This window comes from Mycoplasma sp. 6934, from assembly GCF_055523595.1.
In genome coordinates, this window is the sequence record NZ_JBVFVE010000001.1 from 586,294 (window position 1) to 610,266 (window position 23,973).

Sequence of the window (23,973 nt, forward strand, 5' to 3'; positions counted from 1 at the left end):
AAAAATACAAATGAGGCAAAATGAAAAAGAAATATACTTTACTTTTTTCTTCACTTAGTTCTTTAGGATTTTTAACAACTGCTTTATCATGTACTAATAAAGAACCTACTCCTGAAGATGGCAAACCTAAAACAGGCGATACAAACCCCAAACCAAAAGAAGAATTAACCTTTGCACAATTTTCTGAATCTCTTAAAGGCAAGGACTTTGACCAACTTTTTAAAGTAGAAGGTTCATTTGTTGATCCAAATAACTATAAAGAAAACTTTAATAAAAATGATTTTTCTTCAAAAGTTGTTACTGGTGAAGTTAAAATAAATTTAAAAGATGGTAATACTGACCTAAAAGTTTTAAATTCAGTTGCATCAGATACTGATAATAGTGTTGAAATTATCTTTATATATAAAGATAATATTAACGATACTTTAAAATATCGAGTTAATGGATTTAAACAACAAAGTTATATTATTCAACCACCTAAAAAATCTGATTCAGAATGGAGTAAATATCTAAATGCAACTCAGCAAGAGCGTTATGAAAAAGATATGGTTGATTATGATAGAGGCCTGGCATTAAATACTGAATTAAGAAATACAAATATTACCCAGGAAACAAAGGCTCAATTTGATGCGAAAGCTAAGGAATTAAATTTACCTACTTACGATCGTTCAAATCGCTTAGGAATGACTATCCCAAGTTATGATGAACAAGGTAATTTTAAAGGTTTGGATTTAAAGCTAACTGAAACAGGTAAGGGTTCTTCATGGGTAGATTCACATACTAAAGAAAGTCATCTTAATAAAGGATTAGCACGCACAATTACAAATGAAACATATTCAAATATTTCGCTTCAATCCTATCAATTTAAAATAAGTAATTGAAGCATTTCAAAAGATCCTAAGCAACGAGCTATTGCTAGTGAATTATTAAAAAACGATGCAGATTTAACAGTCTTTATCAATATGATTAATAATGCACAAGAAAAAGAACGTATCCTAGGAGTTTATTCACGCCACAAGGATAATCAAGGTGTTGTCAAGCAATTAATTGAACAAACCTTTAATTTATTAATTGCTGAAAATGATTATCAAGAAGCTGTGAAAAAATACCGTGATTATGTTAAAGGTCACCAAGATAAAGTCATTGCAAGAGTAAAAGCAAATACTGAATTACAAGAATCAGTTAAAGAAAAGTTAATTTCAAAAATTAGTGAAGAAGATGACTTTAATAAACTACAAAATTACCCTAATACTCATTCGCCTTTTTCAGGAACGGCCTGAATTATGGATTATGAATTAACTAGCGATGGTTCGTATCCAAAAAAATGATATTTTGCAACTAATTTGCACGTCATTGATGGTGCTAATGATGCATTAGATAGTTTTCAATTAACTGTCTTAAACAAAAATACTCCTTCTTTATACCAAAAATTACAAACAATTCATTTTGACGATCGTTTTAAATCTTATAATTTCTCAGATCAAAACAAAGAAGCTTTTAGCCGTATTTTTGATGGAAGAGATTATTTAAAATTAGATCCTAAAGACTATATTGCAGATAAAAGCCAAGATCTAAAAGAATATATGGATTTTGCAATATTTGAAATTGACTTTAGTAAAACTGATTATACTGAGGAGCAAATTAAAGCATTAACCAATGATTATGCTAATTTAGAAGATAATAAAAAAGTTTCATTTGCTAATTATGATTATTTATCAAAATATGAAAAAATCGATTGACCTTTAGCCACAGATGATTTTAAGAGTGTTTTAACAAACTATGATAATTTATATATTCTTGGTTTTCCAGCTACTCAATCACAAGGATTTTTAGACTTTTTCTTAGATAATTACCAAGATGAAAATTTACTAAGTGTTGCATTGTATACATATAGTTTATGAACTAATGCAGCTTATGATTTATATCAAAAGCCGCCAACTAAAGATGAACGTTCACAAATTGTATACAAGTTAGGATATAATTTATCTTATAACCTTGGATACCGTACTTTTACAAATAAACCTGGAATTGTAGATCAATTTTTATCTAATCCAGTTACTGGAAGTGGCCCATATCGTTCAAGTCATGATAATAAACAATATGTAGCAATGAATTTAGCATACTTACCTCGTCGCTATGTACCAGGAGGCGGAGCTTCAGGATCCTCAGTACGTACTCAAGAAAATAAGGTTGTTGCGATCTTCCATAGTGCCAATTTAACAGCATCAACTGGTGTTGCAGCAGCTCTTCGTTCAAGTGGTTTTGATTATCAAGGATTATATGGTTCATACAATTTACCTCAATACGACGTAATTTATGGAACTGGAAAAGATCAAAAAAATTCATACCGTGATGCGATGCTTAAAGCAAACAAAGGTAATACTTGATTATTTAAAAATGGTTTTGCATTAGAAAATGTACCTGAAGAATACAAATTTGCAGATGCAAATTAACATCTATAATAAAAAACATTTAGTTCAACTAAATGTTTTTTATCCTTAATATTTTAAAATATTAGTTAAAGTTAGGAAAAAATATGAATCAACAACAGTTTCTAATCATAATAATAACGTTAATTACACTCTTTTCAATTGGGATTATAATTTATTTCAGTTTATTTGTTTTACATAAATATATTCATAATATAAAAAGCAAGAAAAAAGGTTTTTTATTTGAAGATTCAATCAATAATAAAATTAAAAAAATACTTAAAAATACCAATTTTAATTTTATCGCGGGTGGGGCTTATAAATTCGATAAAGTATTATATGAAGTTGATTCGATCTTTTTTAATGAATCAATGTTAGTATGCTCTGAATACAAATACTTTCAAGGTGTTTTATCAGGTGATGCAAATGCTCCTGAACTTAATTTAAGTAAAGGAAAAAACAAAAAATTTAAAACTAAAAATCCAATAGTACAAAACGAAATACACATTAAGAATATTTTCAAAACTACAAATAAGCATATTTCATATGCATCATTAATTGTTTTTCCCGATGAATTAAAACTAGAAATAAGTAATATTCCACAACACGTAATTATTGCTAATATGAGTAATCTTGAAGCAAAACTTTTAGAACTAAGCCAGGAACCAGCCAAATTGCCTCAAAGTATTAATATCAAAGAATTTAATAATACACTAAAAGCATTTGAAATTTCAACTCTAGCTGAAAAACTATATTTTAGAAACAAAGTTATGAAACAAAGGAGAAAATATGAATCAAAATCTTAATATCGCCCAAAAAAGTATTCAAACAACAGCAAGCGAACTATCATTAACGACTAACCAAGTAAACTTAGTATTAGAGATGCTTTCTAATGGTGATACTGTACCATTTATTGCCAGGTATCGCCAAAATGTCACAAAAGGATTAAACGAAGAACAAATTTATCAAATTGACAAATTATATAAATATTACGAAGCATTAAACAAACGTAAAGAGGCAATTATCAATATCTTAGATGAAAAAAAACTCTTAACTGATGAATTATTAGCAAAAATAAACCAAATTACATCTAAAAGTGATTTAGAATCATTATATGAACCTTTTAAAGTAGGTAAAAAAACCAAGGCCACTCAAGCAATAAATTTAGGATTAGAACCTTTAGCATTAAGTATTTTTAAAAATAAAAATCCAATATTTAATATTGCTCAAGAAGCCTATAAATATTTATCTGATAAAATACCAAATATTGAGTTCGCATTAGAACAGGCTAATTATATTATTGCCCAATGAATTTCACAAGACACTCAAATAAAAATTGAAATTAAAAAGCGCATTTATACTTATGGAATACTTAAAACCAATGCTAAAAAAAATAAAAACGACGAAAAAGAAAAATTCAAACTTTATTATGATTTTAAAATGCCCCTTAAATATTTAAAAAATCATAATATTTTAGCTATTAACAGAGCTGTTAATTTAAATATTGTTTCATTATCTTTTGAATATAATTTTGACAATTTTGTTTCATATATTTTGTATATGGTGGATCGCAAAAAAATCAATCATAAGAATTTAAAACCAGCAATTATTGATTCTTTAAACCGTTTGATACTTCCATCAGTTGAGCGCGAAATTTTCAACGAATTATTTGCCAAAGCCGAAACATCTGCAATCGAAATTTTTTCTAATTCAGTTGAAAAATTATTAAATACTCCTGCAATTGATAATGTTAATGTTTTATCAATTGACCCAGGCTTTAAAAATGGTTGCAAGCTTGCCGTATTAAATAAAAATGGAGATGTTTTAGAAGTTAATAAAATTTTTCCAAATGAACCTTATAAAGATATAGAAAAAGCACAGGAAATTATTCTTAAAGCAGTTCAAAAGCACCAAATTGACATAATTGTAATTGGTAATGGAACTGCATCAAGGGAAACTGAAAAATTTATTTCTGATTTAATTGCCAAATATAAGTTAACTAACCTTAAATATACAATTGTCTCTGAAGTTGGGGCTAGTGTTTATTCTGTTTCAAAGATAGCTATTGAAGAATTCCCTAATTTATCTGTTGAAGAACGTAGTGCAATTAATATTGGGCGAAAATTTTTATATCCATTAAACGAATATGTGAAAATTGATCCTAAATCAATTGGGGTTGGCCAATACCAACATGATGTAAATCAAAAAGAATTAGACAATTATCTAACTTTTAAAGTGCAAAAAGTAGTTAATAAAGTTGGTGTTGATATTAACCTGGCAACCAAAGAAATTTTAACTTACATTTCAGGACTTTCAAATAAACATGCTCAAAATATCGTACAACATAGACGTGAAAATGGTGATTTTACAAACCGCAGTGATTTATTAAATGTTAAAGGTATTGGTGAAAAAACCTACGAGCAAGCCGTTGGTTTTCTAAGAATTTTTAATTCAAATAATTTTTTAGACAAAACCATAATCCATCCTGATTTATATCCCATTGCCTTTAAAATAATCAAACAATATAACTTAGAACCCAAAGATACTGGGATAAACCTTGAGCATTTAGATATAGAAATAATTGCTAAAGAATTTAATGCTGATTATTATGATGTTAAATTAATTTTAGAAGCATTATCAACAAGTATTCAACCAATTAAACGCGATAAAACAGGCTTTATTTTAAAAAGTTCGATTATTAATTTTGAGGATTTATCAGAAAACCAAGAAATAACTGGCTTTATTGAAAACATTACTGATTTTGGAATTTTTGCTTACATCGGGTTAAAAGAAAGTTTATTTATTCCAACAAAAGAGTTAAACCTTACAAATAATTTAAGTCAATATGAAACTTTTGCTCCTGGCCAAGTAATCAATGCTATTATTACTGTTTTAGATAAAGACAAAAAACGTATTAGTGGAAAGTTAATAAGTTATTAACCATCTTAATTAAATATTTGGTAAAATTTAATTAATTATGAATAATACTAAATACGATGCAATAATAGTTGGTGGTGGCCATGCCGGAGTGGAAGCAACCTTTGCTTTAGCAAACAAAGGACATAAAGTTGCTTTAATATCATTTGATTTAAATAAGTTAGCAATGATGCCATGTAATCCATCAATTGGAGGACCTGCCAAGGGAATAATAACACGAGAAATTGATGCATTAGGAGGGATGCAAGGATATTTTTCGGATCTATCCATGATTCAAATTAAAATGCTTAATGAATCAAAAGGTCCAGCAGTTCGTGCATTAAGGGCACAAATTGATAAAGAAAAATATTCTTACATTATCAAACAAGCCCTTTTAGCTCATCCAAATATAACTTTAATCCAAGCTACAGTTGAAGAAATTTTAGTAAACAAAGATAAAGAATTTTATGGTGTAAAATTATGAAGTGGGATGATGTTAGAAGCAAAAACAGCTGTTATTACTACTGGAACATATATGAACTCACGTATTTTAAGGGGACAAGATATTACAATTAGTGGTCCAGATAACCAAAAAACTACCCCTAAATTAAGTCAATCGTTGTTAAACCATGGTTTAGAACTACAACGCCTCAAAACAGGAACACCTCCTCGGGTTTATGCATCTTCAATTGATTTTAGTCAAGTTGAAAAAGAAAACTTAGATGATACATATTTAACTTTTTCAAACCGTTCTGGAGTTAAATTAAATGAGCAAATTTCATGTTATTTAACTTATACTAATGAAACAACTCACCAAATTATCGAACAAAATATTAATAAATCTTCAATGTATTCAGGTTTAATCGAAGGGATAGGACCAAGATATTGTCCAAGTGTTGAAGATAAAGTAATGCGTTTTAGAGATAAAAATAGGCATCAAATCTTTTTTGAACCTGAAACAGCTGATGGAAGCATTATTTATGTAAATGGATTGTCAACTTCAATGCCAATTGATGTTCAAGAAAAGATGCTTAAAACAATTCCAGGTTTACAAAATGCAAAAGTTCAAAAATGAGGTTACGCAATTGAATATGATGCCCTTAACCCTTTGCAAATTTCAAATACTTTAGAATCAAAAATAATTAAAAACTTATTTACTGCTGGTCAAATCAACGGAACTAGCGGTTATGAGGAGGCTGCTGCTCAAGGTTTAATTGCTGGTATTAATGCAGGTCAAAAAATAGAACAAAAAGAACCACTTGTTTTAAATCGTTCAGATGCTTATATTGGTGTTTTAATAGATGATTTAGTAACTAAAGGAACTAAAGAACCATACAGAATGCTTACTTCAAGGGCTGAATATCGTTTATTATTAAGAAATGATAATCCTGATATTCGCTTAGCAAAATATGGATATCAAGTTGGGATTTTAACTAAAGAGCATTACCAAAATGTTTTAAATAAATATCAATTAATTGATCAAAAAATTCAAGAATTAAATACTAAATTTGTTTCATCTAAAAGTGAATTAGCCAAAAAATATCAAATTGAAAACGGAGTTTCACTTCTTAAGGTAATTTCACGTCCTGAAGTAGATGCTAAAGATATTTTAGGCGATTTTGAATATAAAAATGAATTAGTAACTATTGTACGCCTTGATGGTTATATTAAAAAACAAGAATCTTTAGCACAAAAAATGGCTAAATTAGACAATTTTAAAATACCATCTGATTTAGATTATAATTTAGTTACAAATTTAGCCACAGAAGCTAAGCAAAAACTCATGCTTATAAAGCCTACAACAATTGGACAAGCATCAAGAATTTCAGGAATTAACCCTTCTGATATTCAAATGTTAATGTTTTATATTTCAACAAAGAAAAAATAATGAAATTAAATATTATAGCAGTAGGATCATTATCTAAAGAATACCAAGTTATTTTTAATGGTTACTTAAAAAAAGTTAATTACTTTACTAAAGTAAATGTAATTGAAATTAAAGAACAAAAAATCGATAATATAGAATTAAAAAAATACAAGGAAACACAGTTAATTTTTGAAAAAATTCCTAAAAATTCCATGGTAATCTATTTATCATTACAAGGCGAAAAAATGGATTCATTATCCTTTTCCAGTTATATTACTAACCTTGATAATATTACTTTTGTAATTGGTGGATCAAACGGTGTAATTGAAGATAAATTTACAACTAAAATAAACTTCTCAGATTTAACGTTTCCACACCAATTGTTTAGGATAATGTTAATTGAACAAATTTACCGAGCGTATACAATTAAACATAATATTACTTATCATAAATAAAAATAGAGTAAATTTAATTTACTCTATTTTTTCAATATTCAAAAATTAGTATTATCAGAAAATTCAAGTACTTTTTGCGATTCTTTAAAATATTTATCCCGCTCGAGTATTTCTAAAATTTCAAAATTAGTATGGTTTTTAATTAGATTTCTTAATTCATTAGTTGAATATAAATGCATAAAGTTTCAAAATCCTTCTTCATTTTGAAATACATAATCCCCATATTCTTTAAATTCAAATTCAGTACAATTCCTAAAGTTAGTTTGATATCTTTGATGATATTCTAATTCATTTCGGGTATGTGCTGTGAATATGTAAATGCCCCCAGGTTTTAACACTCTGTATATTTCTTTTAGTGCATTAATTCTGCTTTTGAAATTAACAATTCCAGGCCAACAATTAAATGAAAAAAAGACAAAATCAAACAAGTTATCACTAAATGATAAAGTAGTTGCATCTTGGTGATAAAATTTAATATCAAACTTTAAGATTTGATTAATTTCATTACATTTATTAATCATTTCTTTGGATATATCTACACCTTTTATGTTTTTTCAACCAAGCTTATATAATCAAAAAGTAGTTCTTCCGGTCCCGCATCCTAAATCTAATATTTTAGAATTTTTAGCAACATATTTATTAATTAAAAATTCTTCAGATTTCCATAATCCTACGTCTAAAATACTCATAGCATATTTATCAACTGTTTCTTGATTGCTAAAGGCTCTTTTAGAATTATGCAATTTACTCCTGGATTAACTGATACGTAAAAGATTTAGTAATCCCTTCAGTTGCAAATTCAAAGGAATCTAAATTAGTAAACCCAGATGAAATAAATGGTAATAACGAATATTCTATATTAAATTTAATTATGAATTTGCCTTTATTTAATGATAATGTTACATTAGATATATTAAGGTAATCATTATTAAATTTAGTTAAAAAGGGGTAAATTGAATAATTTCCTTGAAAGGCAAAGATATCAGTTATTTTTAGTAAGTTATTTACATTTGATACTTGATAAATATCATTATTCATGTCAAAAACTAAAGAATTAAATAAAGCGATTTTTAAAGTCCGCTGTTCAAAAGCACTAAACTCGCTTGTTATATCAATTTGACCATTAATTTCCTGGTTAGCATATTTAGCAAAAATATCCTCATTTAGTTTTTTGGCTAGTTTTGTATATTTTTTTAGATTTATATTAAAATCTTCAGAATTAATTGCAAATTTATAATCATTAATGTTTTTATTAAATGATGCAAAATTATCAAAACTAATTGTTTTAGTTACGTCTGGGTATTTATTTTGTTCAACTGATTCAGAGCGATCGAAAATATCAATTTGCAGTGTTAGACTACCTTCTATATCATTTGCATTAATTGCAGATATTTTAAAATTATATATTTCTTGATCTTTTTGATTAACTTTTAAGAATAAATAAGGAAGTGAAGGGTTAAAAACAATATTAGGATCTTTAAAATATTCATTTTCTTTTTTATTTGCAAGTGATTCAAAAGCATAAGTACTTGCAAGCGAATTTTTTTGAAGGTTAGTTTGAACTTGATCATTTTTATTTCAAAGTAAAAAAGCACCAACTAAAGATGGAAAAAGATTTAAAAAATTATTATAACTTTTAGTTTCTTGCTTTGTAATAAAATCATATTTTGGATTACTATTTTTAGGTGAACTTAAAGTTTTAAATCCGCTTAAAGAGTATTTTAAAACTTTAAATTTATCAGTATTTTTTAAAGTAAATTTAAGATTTATATCTTTAATTGTTCCTTTTTCGTTATCTATATTTAATAATTCATAAGATTCTAAAATAATAGTATATTTTTCATATATATCACTTGGGACTTGTAATAAACTTATTATCGAATTAGGATTATCTTTTATAAATGTTTTATATGATAATGCATCGTAATCTTGATATTTTTTGATATTTAAATTAATATTCAAATTTAAAGTATTTAAATCACTAAAATCTGGTTCTTTTAAAGTGTCTAATCCGGAATCTTTTTCTGGATCTGAATTGTTATTTTCATCATCAGGTTTACCAGGCTTATCGTTATTTTCTATAGCTTTATTATTTTTATTAATATTTTCATTATTTTGGTCAGTATGGTTTATATTTGAAGGTGATGTGCCTAGAATTGTATCAGTTTCATTTGCAGGATTTTGAGAATTATTATTTGCTACATTATTATCTTTCGAACTTGGATCCTCTTGTTTTTTAGGAACTTGTTTATCTTCAAATGGCTTATCTATGTTTTTTTTAATACCATCAGTTTTAACAACTGAATTAATAGTTTTTTCTTTTTCTAGATCTTCCTTTTTGCCTATTATTGCAGGGGGAATATCTGGTTTTTTAGGTTTATTTTTATTGATATTATTGCAAGAAGCAACTATTACAAGTGGCATAATTGTAAGTAGTGATTTTACTAATTTGGAATATTTAAATTTCATAAATTAATTATAAACCTTTTCAAAATTTTCTAATAATTTTTTTATATCAAAAACAATGAATAAAAAACAAATAATTTTATTTACTAAATTTAACAAATATAGTAAAATTTTATTACTTTTGTAATATTTTAATTTATTATGCAAAAGTTTATTTTATTTTTATAACATTTTTTATAAGCAAAAACATAAAATTAAGGAAGGTCTTGTATGAATCAAAAACCAAAATATACAATTCGTAAATTTGGTCCAATTACGCAACGCCGTGATTATTCAGTGACTAAAAAATCATTAAAATTAGAAAATCTTTTAATGAGTCGGAAAGATAGTTTTGATAACTTCATGAAAAAACGTATTAATGAAGTTTTACTCGAAATTTATCCAATCATTACCGGTCAAGTAAAGCTTGACTATATTAAAAACTCTGTTGAAATTGAATATCCGTTTAAAAAGATAACAAGCGAAACAGAAGAAATTAATAAATGTAAAGCTAAAGGAATTAACTACAGTTCAAAGGTTTACATTTATCTTCAAAAAGAAAATATTAATACTGGTGAAATCCAAAAAGATAAAATTCTTTTAGGAGAAATACCATACATGACCTCTGGTGGTAGTTTTATTATCAATGGTTCTGAAAAAGTTATTGTGAGCCAGTTAGTAAGATCCCCTGGAGCTTACTTTGGGGTTGGCGTGCGGAACAAACAATCAGACGATCTTTTTAACAAACTTGAAATTTTACCAAAAATAGGTTCGTGATTTGAAGTATCACATAAAATAACCTCATCAACTCTTGATCCTGTTAAGGTAAAATTAGATCGTAACAAAAACATTCAGTTAGGTACTTTTTTAGCTTACTTTGGATTTACCCAAAAACAACTTCAAAAACTTTTTGGTCCAAATGATTTACTTGATGAAACAATTAAAAAAGATAAAATCTTAGAAAGATATGTTGACGATAAAGATGAATTAGTTGCAGCGGCACAAGAAGATATTTTTAGAACAATACGAAAAGGTGATCGTGATACACAAGATGCTAAAAAATCATTATTACCAGGTATTTTATTTGACAAACGTAGATATAACTTATCTGATGTTGGTCGTTATATGCTTAATAATAAACTTTCATTAATAGACCGTATTACTAACACATATTTAGCTCAAGACATTAAAAACAAAAGTGGTGAAATTTTATTCGAAAAAGGAACTTTTATTACTTTTGAAAAAGCTAAAGAAATTCAAGAAAATTTTAATCAAAGATTTATTAGAACTGAAAAACTTGATCTGGACCCAGAACATGTATACTATAAGTTATATCGAGCTGAATTAAATGAGAAAAATCCAAATACTGTTTTTAATAATCCTATCTTAAGAAAAAGAATTAAAGTTATTAAGGTTAAAGTTTACCCAAGTAAAAAATGAATGAATGATCCAGAAAAAGAACCTGTTACCGTTATTGGTAATGACCCTTCAGCAATTGAACACCACTTATTAATCTCAGATATTGTAGCAGCTGTTAGTTACTACTTTAACTTAACAGATGGCCTTGGGCAAGATGATGAACCTGATTCATTAATTAACAAGCGTGTTGTTTCAGTTGGTGAATTGATTGAAACCCAATTACAAATTGCATTAAGTAAACTTGAAAAAACAACACGTGAATCAATTGGTGCAAAAGATGTTGAGAAGGTAACTGTTAAAAATGTTACTAACAACAAATTAATTACAAATCAATTTAAATCTTTTTTTAATACTTCTAAACTTTCACAATTTATGGATCAAATTAATCCTTTATCTGAAATATCTAATAAGCGTCGCGTAACTTCTTTAGGGCCTGGTGGTCTTAATCGGGATACTGCTCAATTTGAGGTTCGGGATGTACATTCAACTCACTACGGGAGAATTTGTCCAATTGAAACACCTGAAGGTCTAAACATTGGGTTAATTTTAAATTTTGCTAGCTATTCACAAATTGATGAAAAAGGATTTTTAAAAACTCCTTATTTCAAAGTTAATAATGGTGTAGTTGATTATAATGATGTACATTATTTAAACCCTCGCCAAGAATTAGGTTATTCAATTGCACAATCATCGGTAAATGTTGATGAAAATAACCGTATTATTGATGATAATTTAACCATTCGTAAAAACTATACTTATGTAAATGGTAATGGAGGGGACGTAGACTTTGTCGAAGTTTCATCAAGACAAATTTTATCAGTAGCTGCTGCCGGAATTCCTTTCTTAGAAAATGATGATGCAAACCGTGCCTTGATGGGATCAAACATGCAACGTCAAGCTGTTCCGTTATTACAAGCAGAAGCTCCATTAGTTGCTACTGGTATAGAAGCTGATATAGCTAAATATTCATCATATAACTTGCTAGCTAAAAATGCTGGTACTGTTACCTATGTTGATGGATCACATATTCACATTCAAAGAAATGAAACAGGTATTACAGACAAATATTCTCTTCGTAATTTCGAAAGATCTAACCAAGGAACTATAATTCAACAAATCCCATTAGTTCGAGTAGGAGATGTTGTTGAAACAGGTGACATTTTAACTGATGGTTCATCATTTAAAGATGGTGAAATGGCTTTAGGTAAAAACGTTTTGGTTGGTTTCACAACTTGAAATGGATATAACTTCGAAGATGCTGTAATCTTAAATGAAAAAATAGTTCGTGATGATGTCTTTACTTCAATTCATATCGAAGAACAAACAATTCAATTCCGTTCATCTAGATCTGGAGATGATATATTAACAAAAGACGTGCCAAACGTTTCAAAACATGCACTACGTCATTTAGATGAAACTGGTATTGTTAAAGTTGGTTCAGAAGTATATCCAGGAGACGTATTAGTTGGTAGAGTTTCCCCTAAAGCAGAAGAAAACCCTTCTCAAGAAGATAAATTACTATACCAAATTTTATCTTTAAAAGCACCAACAGATAAAGATACTTCATTAAAAGTTAAAAACGGACATAACGGAACTATTACACACGTTGAAGTTTTATCACGTGATAAAGGTGATATTTTAGAAGAAGGAATTGAAAAAATTGTTAAAGTATCAATTGCTCAAAAACGTAAAATAAAAGTCGGAGATAAAGTTGCCGGTCGTCATGGTAACAAAGGTGTTGTGTCAATTGTATTACCTGAAGAAGACATGCCTCACTTAGAAGATGGAACACCACTTGATGTAATGTTAAATCCTCAAGGGGTACCTTCACGTATGAACATTGGTCAAATTTTAGAGTTACACCTTGGTATGGCAGCTCGTAAATTAAATGTTAAATTCGTGTCTCCTTCATTTGATGGAGTAAAAAAACCAGATATTGAAGCAGCCTTAGAAGAAGCTGGTCTTGATAAAACTGGTAAACAAATTATTATTGACCCAATTACAGGTCGAAAATTTGATAAACCAATTTCAGTTGGTATTATGTATATGTTAAAACTTAACCATATGGTTGATGATAAAATGCACGTACGTTCAGTTGGTCCATACTCATTAATTACCCAACAACCACTAGGAGGTAAGTCTCAAAATGGTGGTCAAAGGTTTGGTGAAATGGAAACTTGGGCCTTAGAATCATATGGTGCTACAAATATCCTGCAAGAAATTTTAACTTATAAATCTGATGATATTTTAGGTCGTAATAACTTATATAGTGCTTTAGTATCAGGAAAAGAAGTTCCAACACCAGGTGTTCCAGAATCATTCAATGTGCTTAGTTATGAATTAAAAGGTCTTGGTATGAAATTAGAACAAAGTTTTGAAAGTCCACAAGACGAAGATCAAATAATCCAATATGAAACAGGAGGGGAAAGTGAATAGCGCAACTGTTAAACAAAATCAAAAAGATAAAATTCGTAAAATCACACTTTCTTTAGCAACTAAAGAAGATGTTTTAAAATGGTCGCACGGAGAAGTTACAAAAGCTGAAACAATTAATTATAAAACCTATAAAACTGAAAGGGACGGTTTGTTTGATGAGTTAATTTTTGGTCCTACAATAGATTTTAAATGTCCAATTTGTGGTACCAAATACAAAAAAAGTGATGTTAACTCAACATGTTCTAAAACTCCTCAATGTAAAAGATATAATCCAGAAATATTACCTAAAATTTCACGTCGTAGCAGAATGGGTCATATTCACTTACATACTCCAGTTGTCCACTTTTGATTCTTTAAAATTGATCACTCAGTTATTTCCAATTTGCTTGGCCTAAGAGTTGAAGATGAAAAACAAGTGGTTTCAAAATCAGATTTAGAAAAATTAATTTACTATAAATCACATATTGTGTTAGAGAGTGGATCATTAAAATCACTCAAGAAAAATACAATTATTGATATTAACAAAGCAGCCACAATTTATGAAGCTGCTTTAGAAGAATTAAAAGAATTAAACAAAGATGACGAAGAAGCCTCAGAAATTATTATTGAAGCTTTATATGAACTACGCGATTATGCTCAATCTCAAGATGGTAAAGATTATGGTATTGATTTTTACCAATATAACGATATTATTAAAGAATATTCAGATGCTTTAATTGGTACAGGTTCGCAAGCTATTGAGTATTTATTAACAAACTTTGATAGCCATAAAGAACAACAATTAGTTCAAGAACAAATAGATAAAATTAATTCAGAAATCAATAAGCAAAAAGATGTTTCTGTTTCAAAAATTCAACAACGCCAAAAATTATATAAACGTTTAACAATTATTTCATCATTCATTCGTTCTGGCCAAAAACCAACAGATATGTTAATCTATGAATTGCCAGTTATTCCTGCTGATTTAAGGCCACTGGTACAACTTGATGGAGGAAGACATTCAACTAGTGATATTAATGAATTATACCGCCGGATCATTATTAGAAACTCACGTGTTGAAAAATGGCATGATACTGATGCTCCTATGTTAATTAGACAAAATGAATACCGTATGGTCCAAGAAGCTGTTGATGCTTTAATTGACAATGCTCGTAAAAAACCAACTCCAGTTTCTTCAAGGGATAATCATCCTTTAAAATCAATTTCAGACAGTTTAACAGGTAAAAAAGGTCGTTTCCGTCAAAATTTATTAGGTAAACGTGTTGATTATTCGGCTCGTAGTGTAATTGTTGCTGGGCCATCTTTAAAAATGTACCAAGTAGGAATCCCTAGAGATATTGCTGCTAAATTATTTGAACCATGAATTATTAAAGATTTAATTGCAAAGGAAGAAAGTGTTACAAGCATTAAAACTGCTAAAAAACTAATTGAAAATTTAGATCCAAAAATTTGACCATATGTTGATGAAGCAATTAAAGGTCGCCCGGTGTTATTAAACCGTGCTCCTACCTTACACCGTTTATCGATTCAAGCCTTTGAACCGGTTTTAATTCGTTCTAAAGCAATTAAATTACACCCATTAGTAACAACGGCTTTTAATGCCGACTTTGATGGGGACCAAATGGCTGTTCACGTGCCAATTTCTGAAAAAGCGGTTCGTGAAGCACAAGAATTAATGTTAGCCTCAAAAAATATTTTAGGTCCAAAAGATGGTGAACCCATCATTAACCCTTCACAAGATATTATTTTAGGAATTTACTATTTAACCATTGAAAAAACAGGTGATCAAGCAAAGGGTGAAGGAAATTACTATCAAAACTTTGAAGAAATGATGCGCGCTTATGAACGTAATGATATTAACTTACATACAAGAGTTGTATTACCAATTAGTAGTTTAAATAAACCTAAATTATTAAAGCAAACAACTAAACCATACATCTTTTCTACAGTAGGTAAATTCATTTACAACAACGTATTGCCAAAAGAATTTGAGTTTATTTTTGGTAAATACGTAGAAAAAAGTTATGTTAAAGCCTCTAATGGCGAAACTAAGGTTTCAACTAAAGAAGTAATTCATACTTCACGTGACGCATTGGATCGTTATACTTTGGAATATGGACAAAACTTTAGACAAGTAATTGCAAATGTGGACCTAAACTTAGCTTTATCTAAAAAAGATACCGCTAAAATTATTCATCAAATTTACAAAGAATATGTTTCTGTTATTACAATTGAAGATTTAGCAAGTGTAATTAACAATATTAATAAAACTAATTATAAAGACCAACTAGAAGCTCTTAATGCTTTAGTTGATTATAAAGGTGAATTATTACCTGATACACATGCTAAATTATTAAATAATTTTATTATTGAAGAATTTGACAAATACACTTTTTCACATTCTCCTAATGAATCATTAGAACAATTAGATTGAACTTTAGAACAATATTCAAAAGCCTTAGAAACTGTTTGGTTTAAATATTCCAACTACGTTGCTGAAATTTTAGATAATATTAAAGAATTAGGATTCCATTATTCAACTATTTCAGGAATTACTATTTCAATGAATGATGTTAAAACTTCTGAATTAACTAAAAATTATATAAAAGAAGGTGATGAATATATCGCTAAATTAAAAACATATTTTGAAAATGGTTATTTAACAGATGATGAACGTTATAAATTAACAATTGAAAAATGATCAAAAGTCAAAGATAAAGTCGAAAAATCCCTTAAAGAAATAACTAATTTAGAAGTAGATAATCCATTATTTATGATGATGTCTTCTGGGGCTCGTGGAAATACTTCTAACTTAATTCAGTTGGCCGGTATGCGTGGACTGATGTCAAACAACACCAAAACATTAAAAGCTGATGCTGAAAATGAACGTGTCGTGCGTTCTACCATCGAAATCCCTGTTAAGTCATCTTTCTTAAATGGTCTTAGTGCCTACGAATTTTATTCATCAACCCATGGTGCACGTAAAGGACTTACCGATACAGCACTTAACACTGCTAAATCTGGGTATTTAACACGTAGATTAATTGACGTGGCACAAAGTATTGTAGTACGTGAAGAAGACTGTGGTTCAGATTTTGGGTTTGTCGTTAAAAATATTAAAGATACTAAAACAAATGTTGTCATTGAATCCTTATACGAAAGAATTGAAGGAAGATATACAAATAAAGCTATTTACGATAATGATGGTAATTTAGTAATTGCCGCGAACAAATTAATTACACCTCAAATTGCAAATTACTTAGCTAATGAATTAAAGTTAGAAACTGTTGATATTCGTTCAGTTTTATCATGTCACACCAAAAACGGGGTATGTAAGGTTTGTTATGGAAAAGATTTAGCGACCAACCGTGTTGTAAATATTGGTGAAGCCGTTGGTATTGTAGCTGCTCAATCAATTGGTGAACCTGGAACTCAGCTAACCATGCGTACTTTCCATACTGGAGGGGTTGCCGGAGTTGAAGATATTACTGGTGGGTTTGGTCGTTTAATTGAGTTGATCGATGCTTATGATAATCCATGAGGTAAACCAGCCGCAATTTCTAAATGAAATGGTACTATTACAAAAATAGAACAAATCTTAAGTAAGGATGCCAAAAAATTTGCTGACTTAACACAAGTTACAATTGCAACAACAGACGATCAAGGCAATTTACTTAATGAATTTGTGACTGGATCAACTACTCAAAGATTAAGAGTAAAAGAAGGAGATAAGGTTGTTCCTGGCCAAAAAATCTTTGATGGTCCAATTGTTTTAAACCAATTATTAAATACCACCGATGTAAGAACTGTACAAAATTACTTACTTAAAGAAATTCAACGACTATACCGCCTCCAAGGTATTACAATTGCCGATAAATATATTGAAATTATTATTTCACAAATGTTGTCAAAAATTTTAATTATTGATCCAGGTGATTCAAGATTATTTAGTGGATCATTAGTTGATACTTATGTTTACCAAACTGAAAATGCTAAATTATTAGCTAAAGGATTACGTCCTGCATATGGTAAACCAAAAATTTCTGGAGCTAAACAAATTCCGCTTCAATCTACGTCCTTCCTAGCTGCTGCTTCTTTCCAAGAAACAGCAAAGATCTTAGTTAATTCATCAATTGGTAAACGCATCGATATGCTTGAAGGATTAAAAGAAAACATTATTTTAGGTCAAAAAATTCCTGCCGGAACTAACTCTAATTATGAATTAAAAGGTAAATATGACATTCGTAGTTTTGCTTCATATTTCCCTGATAAACATAAAGAACCAGAGCCAACATTTACTGAAGAATTAAGAGCTGAAATAGAACAATTTTCACTTGATCAAATCATTGAGGATGTTGAAAATGAACCAATGCAAGAAACTTATGATTTTGATTTAGATTACAATGAAACTTATGATGAATTCGAAAATAACTAAAAATTTAATAAACCAAGATGGATCTTGGTTTTCTTTTTATATTTTAAGTATAAAAAGAAAACCAAATACTATGATTTATTCAAAGCATTTGGTTTATTAAGGTATTTTAAAATTGATTGGGGAACAAAATTTATATTTTCTAAGTCTTGTTCATTAACCCATTTAAAATATAGTCTTTTAGTTGGAGTTTCACAAATTTCAAATTCATCATTTAACATATGCTTGGGCATGTTTAAATTTACCTCAAAATAAAAACAAATTTCATGCACGTTTGCTTTAAAAAAGTCTGAATAATAAAAAGTTTCTTCGTGAAATAATTCCTTAATTGTATTGGGAATAAGTTTTAATTCTTCAAATATTTCACGCTTAAGGGCATTGCTCGAAGTTTCGCCAAATTCAATTTTGCCCCCGGGTAAATAAAAATATGTACCATTTGGATTTTTGGATAATAAAATTTTATTATCATGTTTAACTAAATAACCAACTCGTAATTTAAATAAAAATTCATTATTTTTAAAAAATATATCCATAAATTACTCCTTTTATTAAAATATAAAAAAAGACCACCTGACACAATACTTCTTCATATGGCTGCTATATCTCTATCCTGACCAGGTTAGTAGGTTATTGTTCAAATGGCCTTATAATTATATTATATTTTTAAAATTTGTAAACAAAAATATCAAAATATTCATTAACAATTTTCATTATAAATTCCGCATTTTTTATTTACGTTATAGGCATAATTTTATATAATTTTAAATAACTTTATAAGTTATTTTAAATTCACAAAATTAGAAATAGGAGACAGAATGAAAATAGCATTTTTTGATGCGAAAGATTATGACATAAAATATTTTGAAAAGTATAATGAAAGCAGACACCAAATTACATTTTTCAAAGAAAATTTAAACCTTAATACTGCTTCTTTGGCCAAAGGATATGATGCAGTTTGTGCCTTTGTTAACACATACGGAGATAAAGTAATTTTAGATGTTTTAGCAAAGTTGGGGGTAAGACATTGATTTCAAAGATCAATGGGATATAATAAGATTGATATTGCAACAGCTAACAAATTAGGAATTAATGTTTTTAGAATCTTTAATTACTCAGCTGAAAGCATTGGAGAATTTGCCTTTGCCGGTTTATCAGCACTAAATAGAAATTTAATTCAAGCAAATAAACGAGTTGAACAATACAACTTTTCTTTAAACGGATTAGATGGTAAATGTATTGCAAATTCAACAGTTGGAGTAATTGGTTCAGGAAAAATTGGGCAAACATTTATTAAAATTGCCAAAGCAACTGGTGCAAGGGTATTAGTATTTGATGCCTATGCACAAGAAAACTTCCCTGATTTAGCTGCAAAATTAGAAATTGAATTTGTTTCATTAAGTAAATTACTAGAAGAGTCAGATTTCATTTCAATTCACTGTCCATTGCTACCATCAACAAAATATTTATTAGACCAAGCTGCAGTTGATAAAATGAAAGATGGTGTTATTGTAGTTAATACAGCCCGTGGCGAAATATTAGACTTAGAAGCAATTATTAAGGCTCTTAAATCTGGAAAAATCCGTGGCTTAGCAACTGATGTGTTAGAGCGCGAAGAAGGAAGATTTTACGAAGATGTTTCAGCTCGTATTGAAGATTTAAAGAACTTAGATCCTCAATGAAAAGAATTAATTGAAATGCCAAATGTGTTAATTACCTCACACCAAGCATTTCTAACTGATTTAGCACTTACACAAATAGCTAAAGTAACGTTAGATCATGCAGATGCCGCTCAAAATAACAACTTTGAAAATGCCTTAATTATTTTAGAAAATGGAAAAATTAAAAATGGATAAACAAAAGCAAACCTTAAAAACTCAATCGCTCTTTAGTTATTTTAAATTAACCAAAGATAAACGTTTAAATGCAGAAAAACCAAAGGATCCAAAAACTTGATTAATTCATGGTATTTCTGAAACAATTGGTACAATTATGCTTTCATTATTATTAGCAGGCCTTAGTACCTTTATTAAAGATAAAGATGGCCAACCCATTATTATAGAAGAATATTTGATTCACCCAGTCTTGGTTGGTTTCTTTGCGGGTTTTGTGGCAGTTGGATTAGTATTATTTATTTTTCTAAGATTTAGTTGTGATTTAAATCCGGCTGTTTCAATTACAAGATATTTAAATGGGACAAATGATGGTAAATATACTTTATTTAAAATCTTAATGCAAGTAATTGGGGCTTTTATTGCAGGTGCAATTATTTATGCAGTTGGAAAGGCAAACGTAGGCGATACTTATGTTGCTAATGCACCAATTAACTCACTAGTAGCTGCTAAAAAATCATTTTCACCTTTTGTGGTTAAAAATGGTGAAGGATCAATAATGGCCTCAGGCTCAACATGAATTTTCTTCTTTGAAATGATTGTGACAGTTGTATTATTAGTACCAATTTTTTCACCAAGAATTGATAATAAATACCGTGATACATTTATTATGGCAATTATTTCATTTAGCGTTTGAATGGGAATATTAACTGGGTCTGCTGCAATTAATCCAGCCAGAGGTTTAGCACAGCAATTACCGAATTTATTATTTGAAGATACCTATTCAAATGGCTTTGCTGCTTACACAAACAACCTTGGCATTTCTTGAACTTTAACAAACCCAAGTGCACAAGCATATAATGGTATTTTAACTGGAACTTTTGCAATGTTGCTTGGTACATTGTTAGCACCATTTTTATACTTATTTGTGCAAGGCTTTACCGAAAAATACTTTAACCCATTTGTTATTAAATTGATCAGTTTTAAAAACTATAAAGCACAAAATATGATAAAACCAAGTCTACAACAACATGAACAAAATAAAGACTAACTTAAAACTTAGCTCATGGCTAGGTTTTTTTGTTTAAATTACTTATTAATCACCGGTAATAATTAAATTTCTTATAATTCTTATTTAATGAATATTTATCACATTAAGATAGAAAAACAACCATAAAATTTTATGCACCTAATTTATTCAATTAAATGCATTTATTGTGTATTTAGACTAATAAAATTTATATATAAAAACAATATGCTTGTACACATATTGTTTTTGTTAATTATAAAATGATATATTTGTCATCCTCAACTTCATACCTTGCATTAAACCCAGCAGATTTTAAAGAATCTAGTAAAGCTTGTTCCCCTGCTTGAACAATAATTTCAGTGTTTGAATTAAAGGTTCCATCACTATTATTTAATAAAGTACGTAAGTTGCCAGCACCTTCTGCATTAAGTTTTTCACCTTTACCAGGTTCTAGTGCCCTCATCATTATCTTCTTAGTTTCTTTACCATTACTAAAGAAGATCTTGCTTGGATCACCCGGCTCGCCAGTAATTAGAATTTTGCTAAATTGTGCATTGTTCATTTCAAAAGCAGATACAGATCATATATCTGAATCATTGAATAATTTAATTCTACGTAGTTTACGAACAGTACTATTATTACCTAACACGTCTTCGAATACCATACCTGCTAATGTTTTAATACTTGGTGCATTGCTGAAATCTAAGCCAAGAGGCCATGAGTTTCCATCCCTTTGACTATCAGGCTTATTACCACCACCTCAACCACCTTGGAAGATTCTTTCGTTGTTTCTAGCTCAATAAGCCATTCTTAAGCCATCGTTAATAATTGTTAAATCATATTTTCCATTAACGATAACGTCTTCTTCATCAAAGGCTAAATTGTCAAAACTAATTCGAGAATAAATTCTTTCTTGGCTATTTAAAGCACCTCATGATATATTGTAATCATCCATGTTGACTCAAGCAACTTTATTTAAAGCCCATGGATTAAATGCCCAGTCGTTTGCTAAAGCATTTAATTTTTGGTCTGTATACATGGCTAATTCGTCAATTTCTTTACCTTTAATATATTTTAAGGCAGTTGTATTTTTTGACGCGAAGAATAATTCAAGCATTGGCAATTTGTTTGGTAAAGCAGCAAAGATTTTATCCATATCTTGGTTTGCCCCAACTCTTCCAATACTTTTAATCCGATAACCAGTAATCTTGACGTTATTTTTTTGCAGTCTTTCAATTAAGGCTTGAGCATTTTGATATGCTTTTGGTTGTTCAACATCAATTTCAACAACAATAGCTTCTTTGAGTTTTCCTTCTTCAGGTTTATTATTAGTAAACCTATTAATTGTAATACCATGAAATCCTGCAATTAAATCAGCATATCCTTTTTGTTCAAATTCTTGGTTTGCCCAAGTTTTAGTTCAACCGTTATAATTACCTAATCTTATGTCATCAGAATTACGACCAGGCCATGTTTCGTTATTTCATAAAACACGACGATTTTTATTATCGTATTGGATTCTTAATTGAACATTGTTAACTGGTGGTGAATAAACATATGATTCTCATTCACCATTTTCATTAACTCATACTTGTCCGCTTTCTGAAATTACAAAACCTTCTTCTAGGTATTTTTTAACACGATCGCTAACTTTATTAATTTTAGATTGATCAATATGCATTAAAAGCAATAATTTACCAAGAGGAACTTCAACATCTTGATTTGCACGCGGAGGCCGGTATTTAAAGATCTTGGTCATGTTTCACCATTTATCAAAGTTTTTTAAACCAGTTTCATCAAGATATTCTTTAAGTTTTTCAGGTTTTTCTAAAAGTCTAAAATACCTTGCATATAAGTTACCTAATGCTTCAATAGCACCATCGCCATTACGTTTAAAGAAATCAATTTGAGCTTCAATATCTAACTTTTCATCATGTAATACTTCATGGAATGAAGTATTTGAATTTTGGAAAAGTCAATCTGCATCTTTAGCGCCTTTTTGCGATCTTTCCACAGAAATTTTAATATTTGCTTCCGTTAAAGCATTATAAATACCTTCAACTTCTTGAAATTCATTTTGATATGCAATCCGGTTCGCAATTCCTCGATCTCGATCATATCTTTCAGTTTTAGGTGGATTTAAATATGCAATATCAGCTGTAAATTTAATACCACCTTGGTTAATTTCTTTCCGTTCACGACGTTGCACTCTTTCATAAGGTTCTTTGTCCGGTTCAGGTTTTACCTCAATTGGAGTTTTTTGAATTGGAACATCTGGTTCAACTGGTTTAGTATCTTCTACCGGCGGAACGGGAGTAGGAATTGGCAATGCATCCTCTTCTAATTTAGGAGGGTCCACTGGTTTAGGTTCCTCTTTTTTATCATCAATAATCTTTGGGGGATCTGGAAGTATTGTAAGAGGCTCTTCAACTTCTTTAGGAGGAGTTGGTTCAGGTTCTCTTGGTTTACGATCTAAATTTGCATCATAAGTATTTGGATATGAATTCTTAGGATCAGCAGTATTGTTGTCTAAGAAGGTATTAACAGTTTGTTGCACATTATACTTATGACTATTTTTAGAATCTATTTGCAATGATTGCACAGTTGTAAAAATAGTAGTTATACCCATTGCAGAACCAAGGGATATTAAAACTATTTTGTATTTTCGTTTAAGTCTCATATTTTGTCCTTTTTGTATTTTCCTTTAATTATATT

General features: G+C 29.1%; 13 protein-coding genes and 1 other RNA gene. 9 read left to right on the forward strand and 5 right to left on the reverse strand.

Annotation, left to right across the window (positions count from 1 at the left end; translation table 4 throughout):
• The first annotated feature begins 20 nt into the window (after positions 1–20).
• The 5 genes from mip to AC0B4S_RS02570 all read left to right on the forward strand — a co-directional run bounded on the left by mip (position 21) and on the right by AC0B4S_RS02570 (position 7,667).
• Positions 21–2,453 carry an Ig-specific serine endopeptidase MIP gene (mip, locus tag AC0B4S_RS02550; RefSeq protein WP_465101550.1) on the forward strand — a complete coding sequence of 811 codons (2,433 nt, stop codon included), beginning with the start codon at positions 21–23 and terminating at the stop codon, positions 2,451–2,453.
• Positions 2,454–2,536: 83 nt separating this feature from the next.
• Positions 2,537–3,235, forward strand: coding sequence for an NERD domain-containing protein (locus AC0B4S_RS02555; RefSeq protein WP_465101551.1), 699 nt, complete (start codon positions 2,537–2,539; stop codon positions 3,233–3,235).
• Entirely contained in the window at positions 3,219–5,369 is a 2,151-nt protein-coding gene (locus AC0B4S_RS02560; RefSeq protein ID WP_465101552.1) for a helix-hairpin-helix domain-containing protein, read from the forward strand. The genes AC0B4S_RS02555 and AC0B4S_RS02560 overlap by 17 nt, the downstream gene beginning before the upstream one ends.
• Before the next feature lie 37 nt (positions 5,370–5,406).
• A complete protein-coding gene (mnmG, locus tag AC0B4S_RS02565) occupies positions 5,407–7,233 on the forward strand; it encodes a tRNA uridine-5-carboxymethylaminomethyl(34) synthesis enzyme MnmG (protein ID WP_465101553.1) in 1,827 nt (608 codons plus the stop codon).
• Positions 7,233–7,667, forward strand: coding sequence for a 23S rRNA (pseudouridine(1915)-N(3))-methyltransferase RlmH (locus AC0B4S_RS02570; RefSeq protein ID WP_465101554.1), 435 nt, complete (start codon positions 7,233–7,235; stop codon positions 7,665–7,667). Before mnmG ends, AC0B4S_RS02570 begins: the two co-directional genes overlap by 1 nt.
• 23 nt (positions 7,668–7,690) lie before the next feature.
• Here AC0B4S_RS02570 and AC0B4S_RS02575 read toward each other — a convergent pair whose 3' ends face one another.
• The gene (locus AC0B4S_RS02575) at positions 7,691–8,410 is read right to left on the reverse strand and encodes a class I SAM-dependent methyltransferase (RefSeq protein ID WP_465101555.1); all 720 of its coding nucleotides are present in this window, start codon (positions 8,408–8,410) and stop codon (positions 7,691–7,693) included.
• 1 nt (position 8,411) lies between these two features.
• Positions 8,412–10,136, reverse strand: a complete 1,725-nt coding sequence (locus tag AC0B4S_RS02580) for an LppA-related lipoprotein (protein ID WP_465101556.1) — start codon at positions 10,134–10,136, stop codon at positions 8,412–8,414.
• Positions 10,137–10,343: 207 nt separating this feature from the next.
• On the opposite strand from AC0B4S_RS02580, the gene rpoB reads away from it, so the two are divergent.
• Positions 10,344–13,967 (forward strand): DNA-directed RNA polymerase subunit beta, encoded by a 3,624-nt coding sequence (gene rpoB / locus AC0B4S_RS02585; RefSeq protein WP_465101557.1) that lies wholly within the window; start codon positions 10,344–10,346, stop codon positions 13,965–13,967.
• Positions 13,960–18,402: a DNA-directed RNA polymerase subunit beta' gene (locus AC0B4S_RS02590; RefSeq protein WP_465101558.1), complete on the forward strand. Its 4,443-nt coding sequence runs from the start codon at positions 13,960–13,962 to the stop codon at positions 18,400–18,402. Before rpoB ends, AC0B4S_RS02590 begins: the two co-directional genes overlap by 8 nt.
• A 68-nt stretch (positions 18,403–18,470) precedes the next feature.
• On the opposite strand, the gene AC0B4S_RS02595 is transcribed toward AC0B4S_RS02590, so the two are convergent.
• Complete coding sequence (locus AC0B4S_RS02595) at positions 18,471–18,932, reverse strand: NUDIX hydrolase (protein WP_465101559.1); 462 nt, start codon at positions 18,930–18,932, stop codon at positions 18,471–18,473.
• Between the two features lie 23 nt (positions 18,933–18,955).
• Positions 18,956–19,048, reverse strand: an RNA gene (ffs, locus tag AC0B4S_RS02600) — signal recognition particle sRNA small type.
• A gap of 166 nt (positions 19,049–19,214) precedes the next feature.
• On the opposite strand from ffs, the gene AC0B4S_RS02605 reads away from it, so the two are divergent.
• Positions 19,215–20,252, forward strand: a complete 1,038-nt coding sequence (locus AC0B4S_RS02605; RefSeq protein WP_465101560.1) for an NAD(P)-dependent oxidoreductase — start codon at positions 19,215–19,217, stop codon at positions 20,250–20,252.
• The gene (locus AC0B4S_RS02610) at positions 20,245–21,279 is read left to right on the forward strand and encodes an aquaporin (protein WP_465101561.1); all 1,035 of its coding nucleotides are present in this window, start codon (positions 20,245–20,247) and stop codon (positions 21,277–21,279) included. The genes AC0B4S_RS02605 and AC0B4S_RS02610 overlap by 8 nt, the downstream gene beginning before the upstream one ends.
• 232 nt (positions 21,280–21,511) lie before the next feature.
• Here the strand turns inward: AC0B4S_RS02610 and AC0B4S_RS02615 are convergent, their stop codons facing one another.
• The gene (locus AC0B4S_RS02615; protein ID WP_465101562.1) at positions 21,512–23,938 is read right to left on the reverse strand and encodes a putative immunoglobulin-blocking virulence protein; all 2,427 of its coding nucleotides are present in this window, start codon (positions 23,936–23,938) and stop codon (positions 21,512–21,514) included.
• Positions 23,939–23,973: the final 35 nt, after the last annotated feature.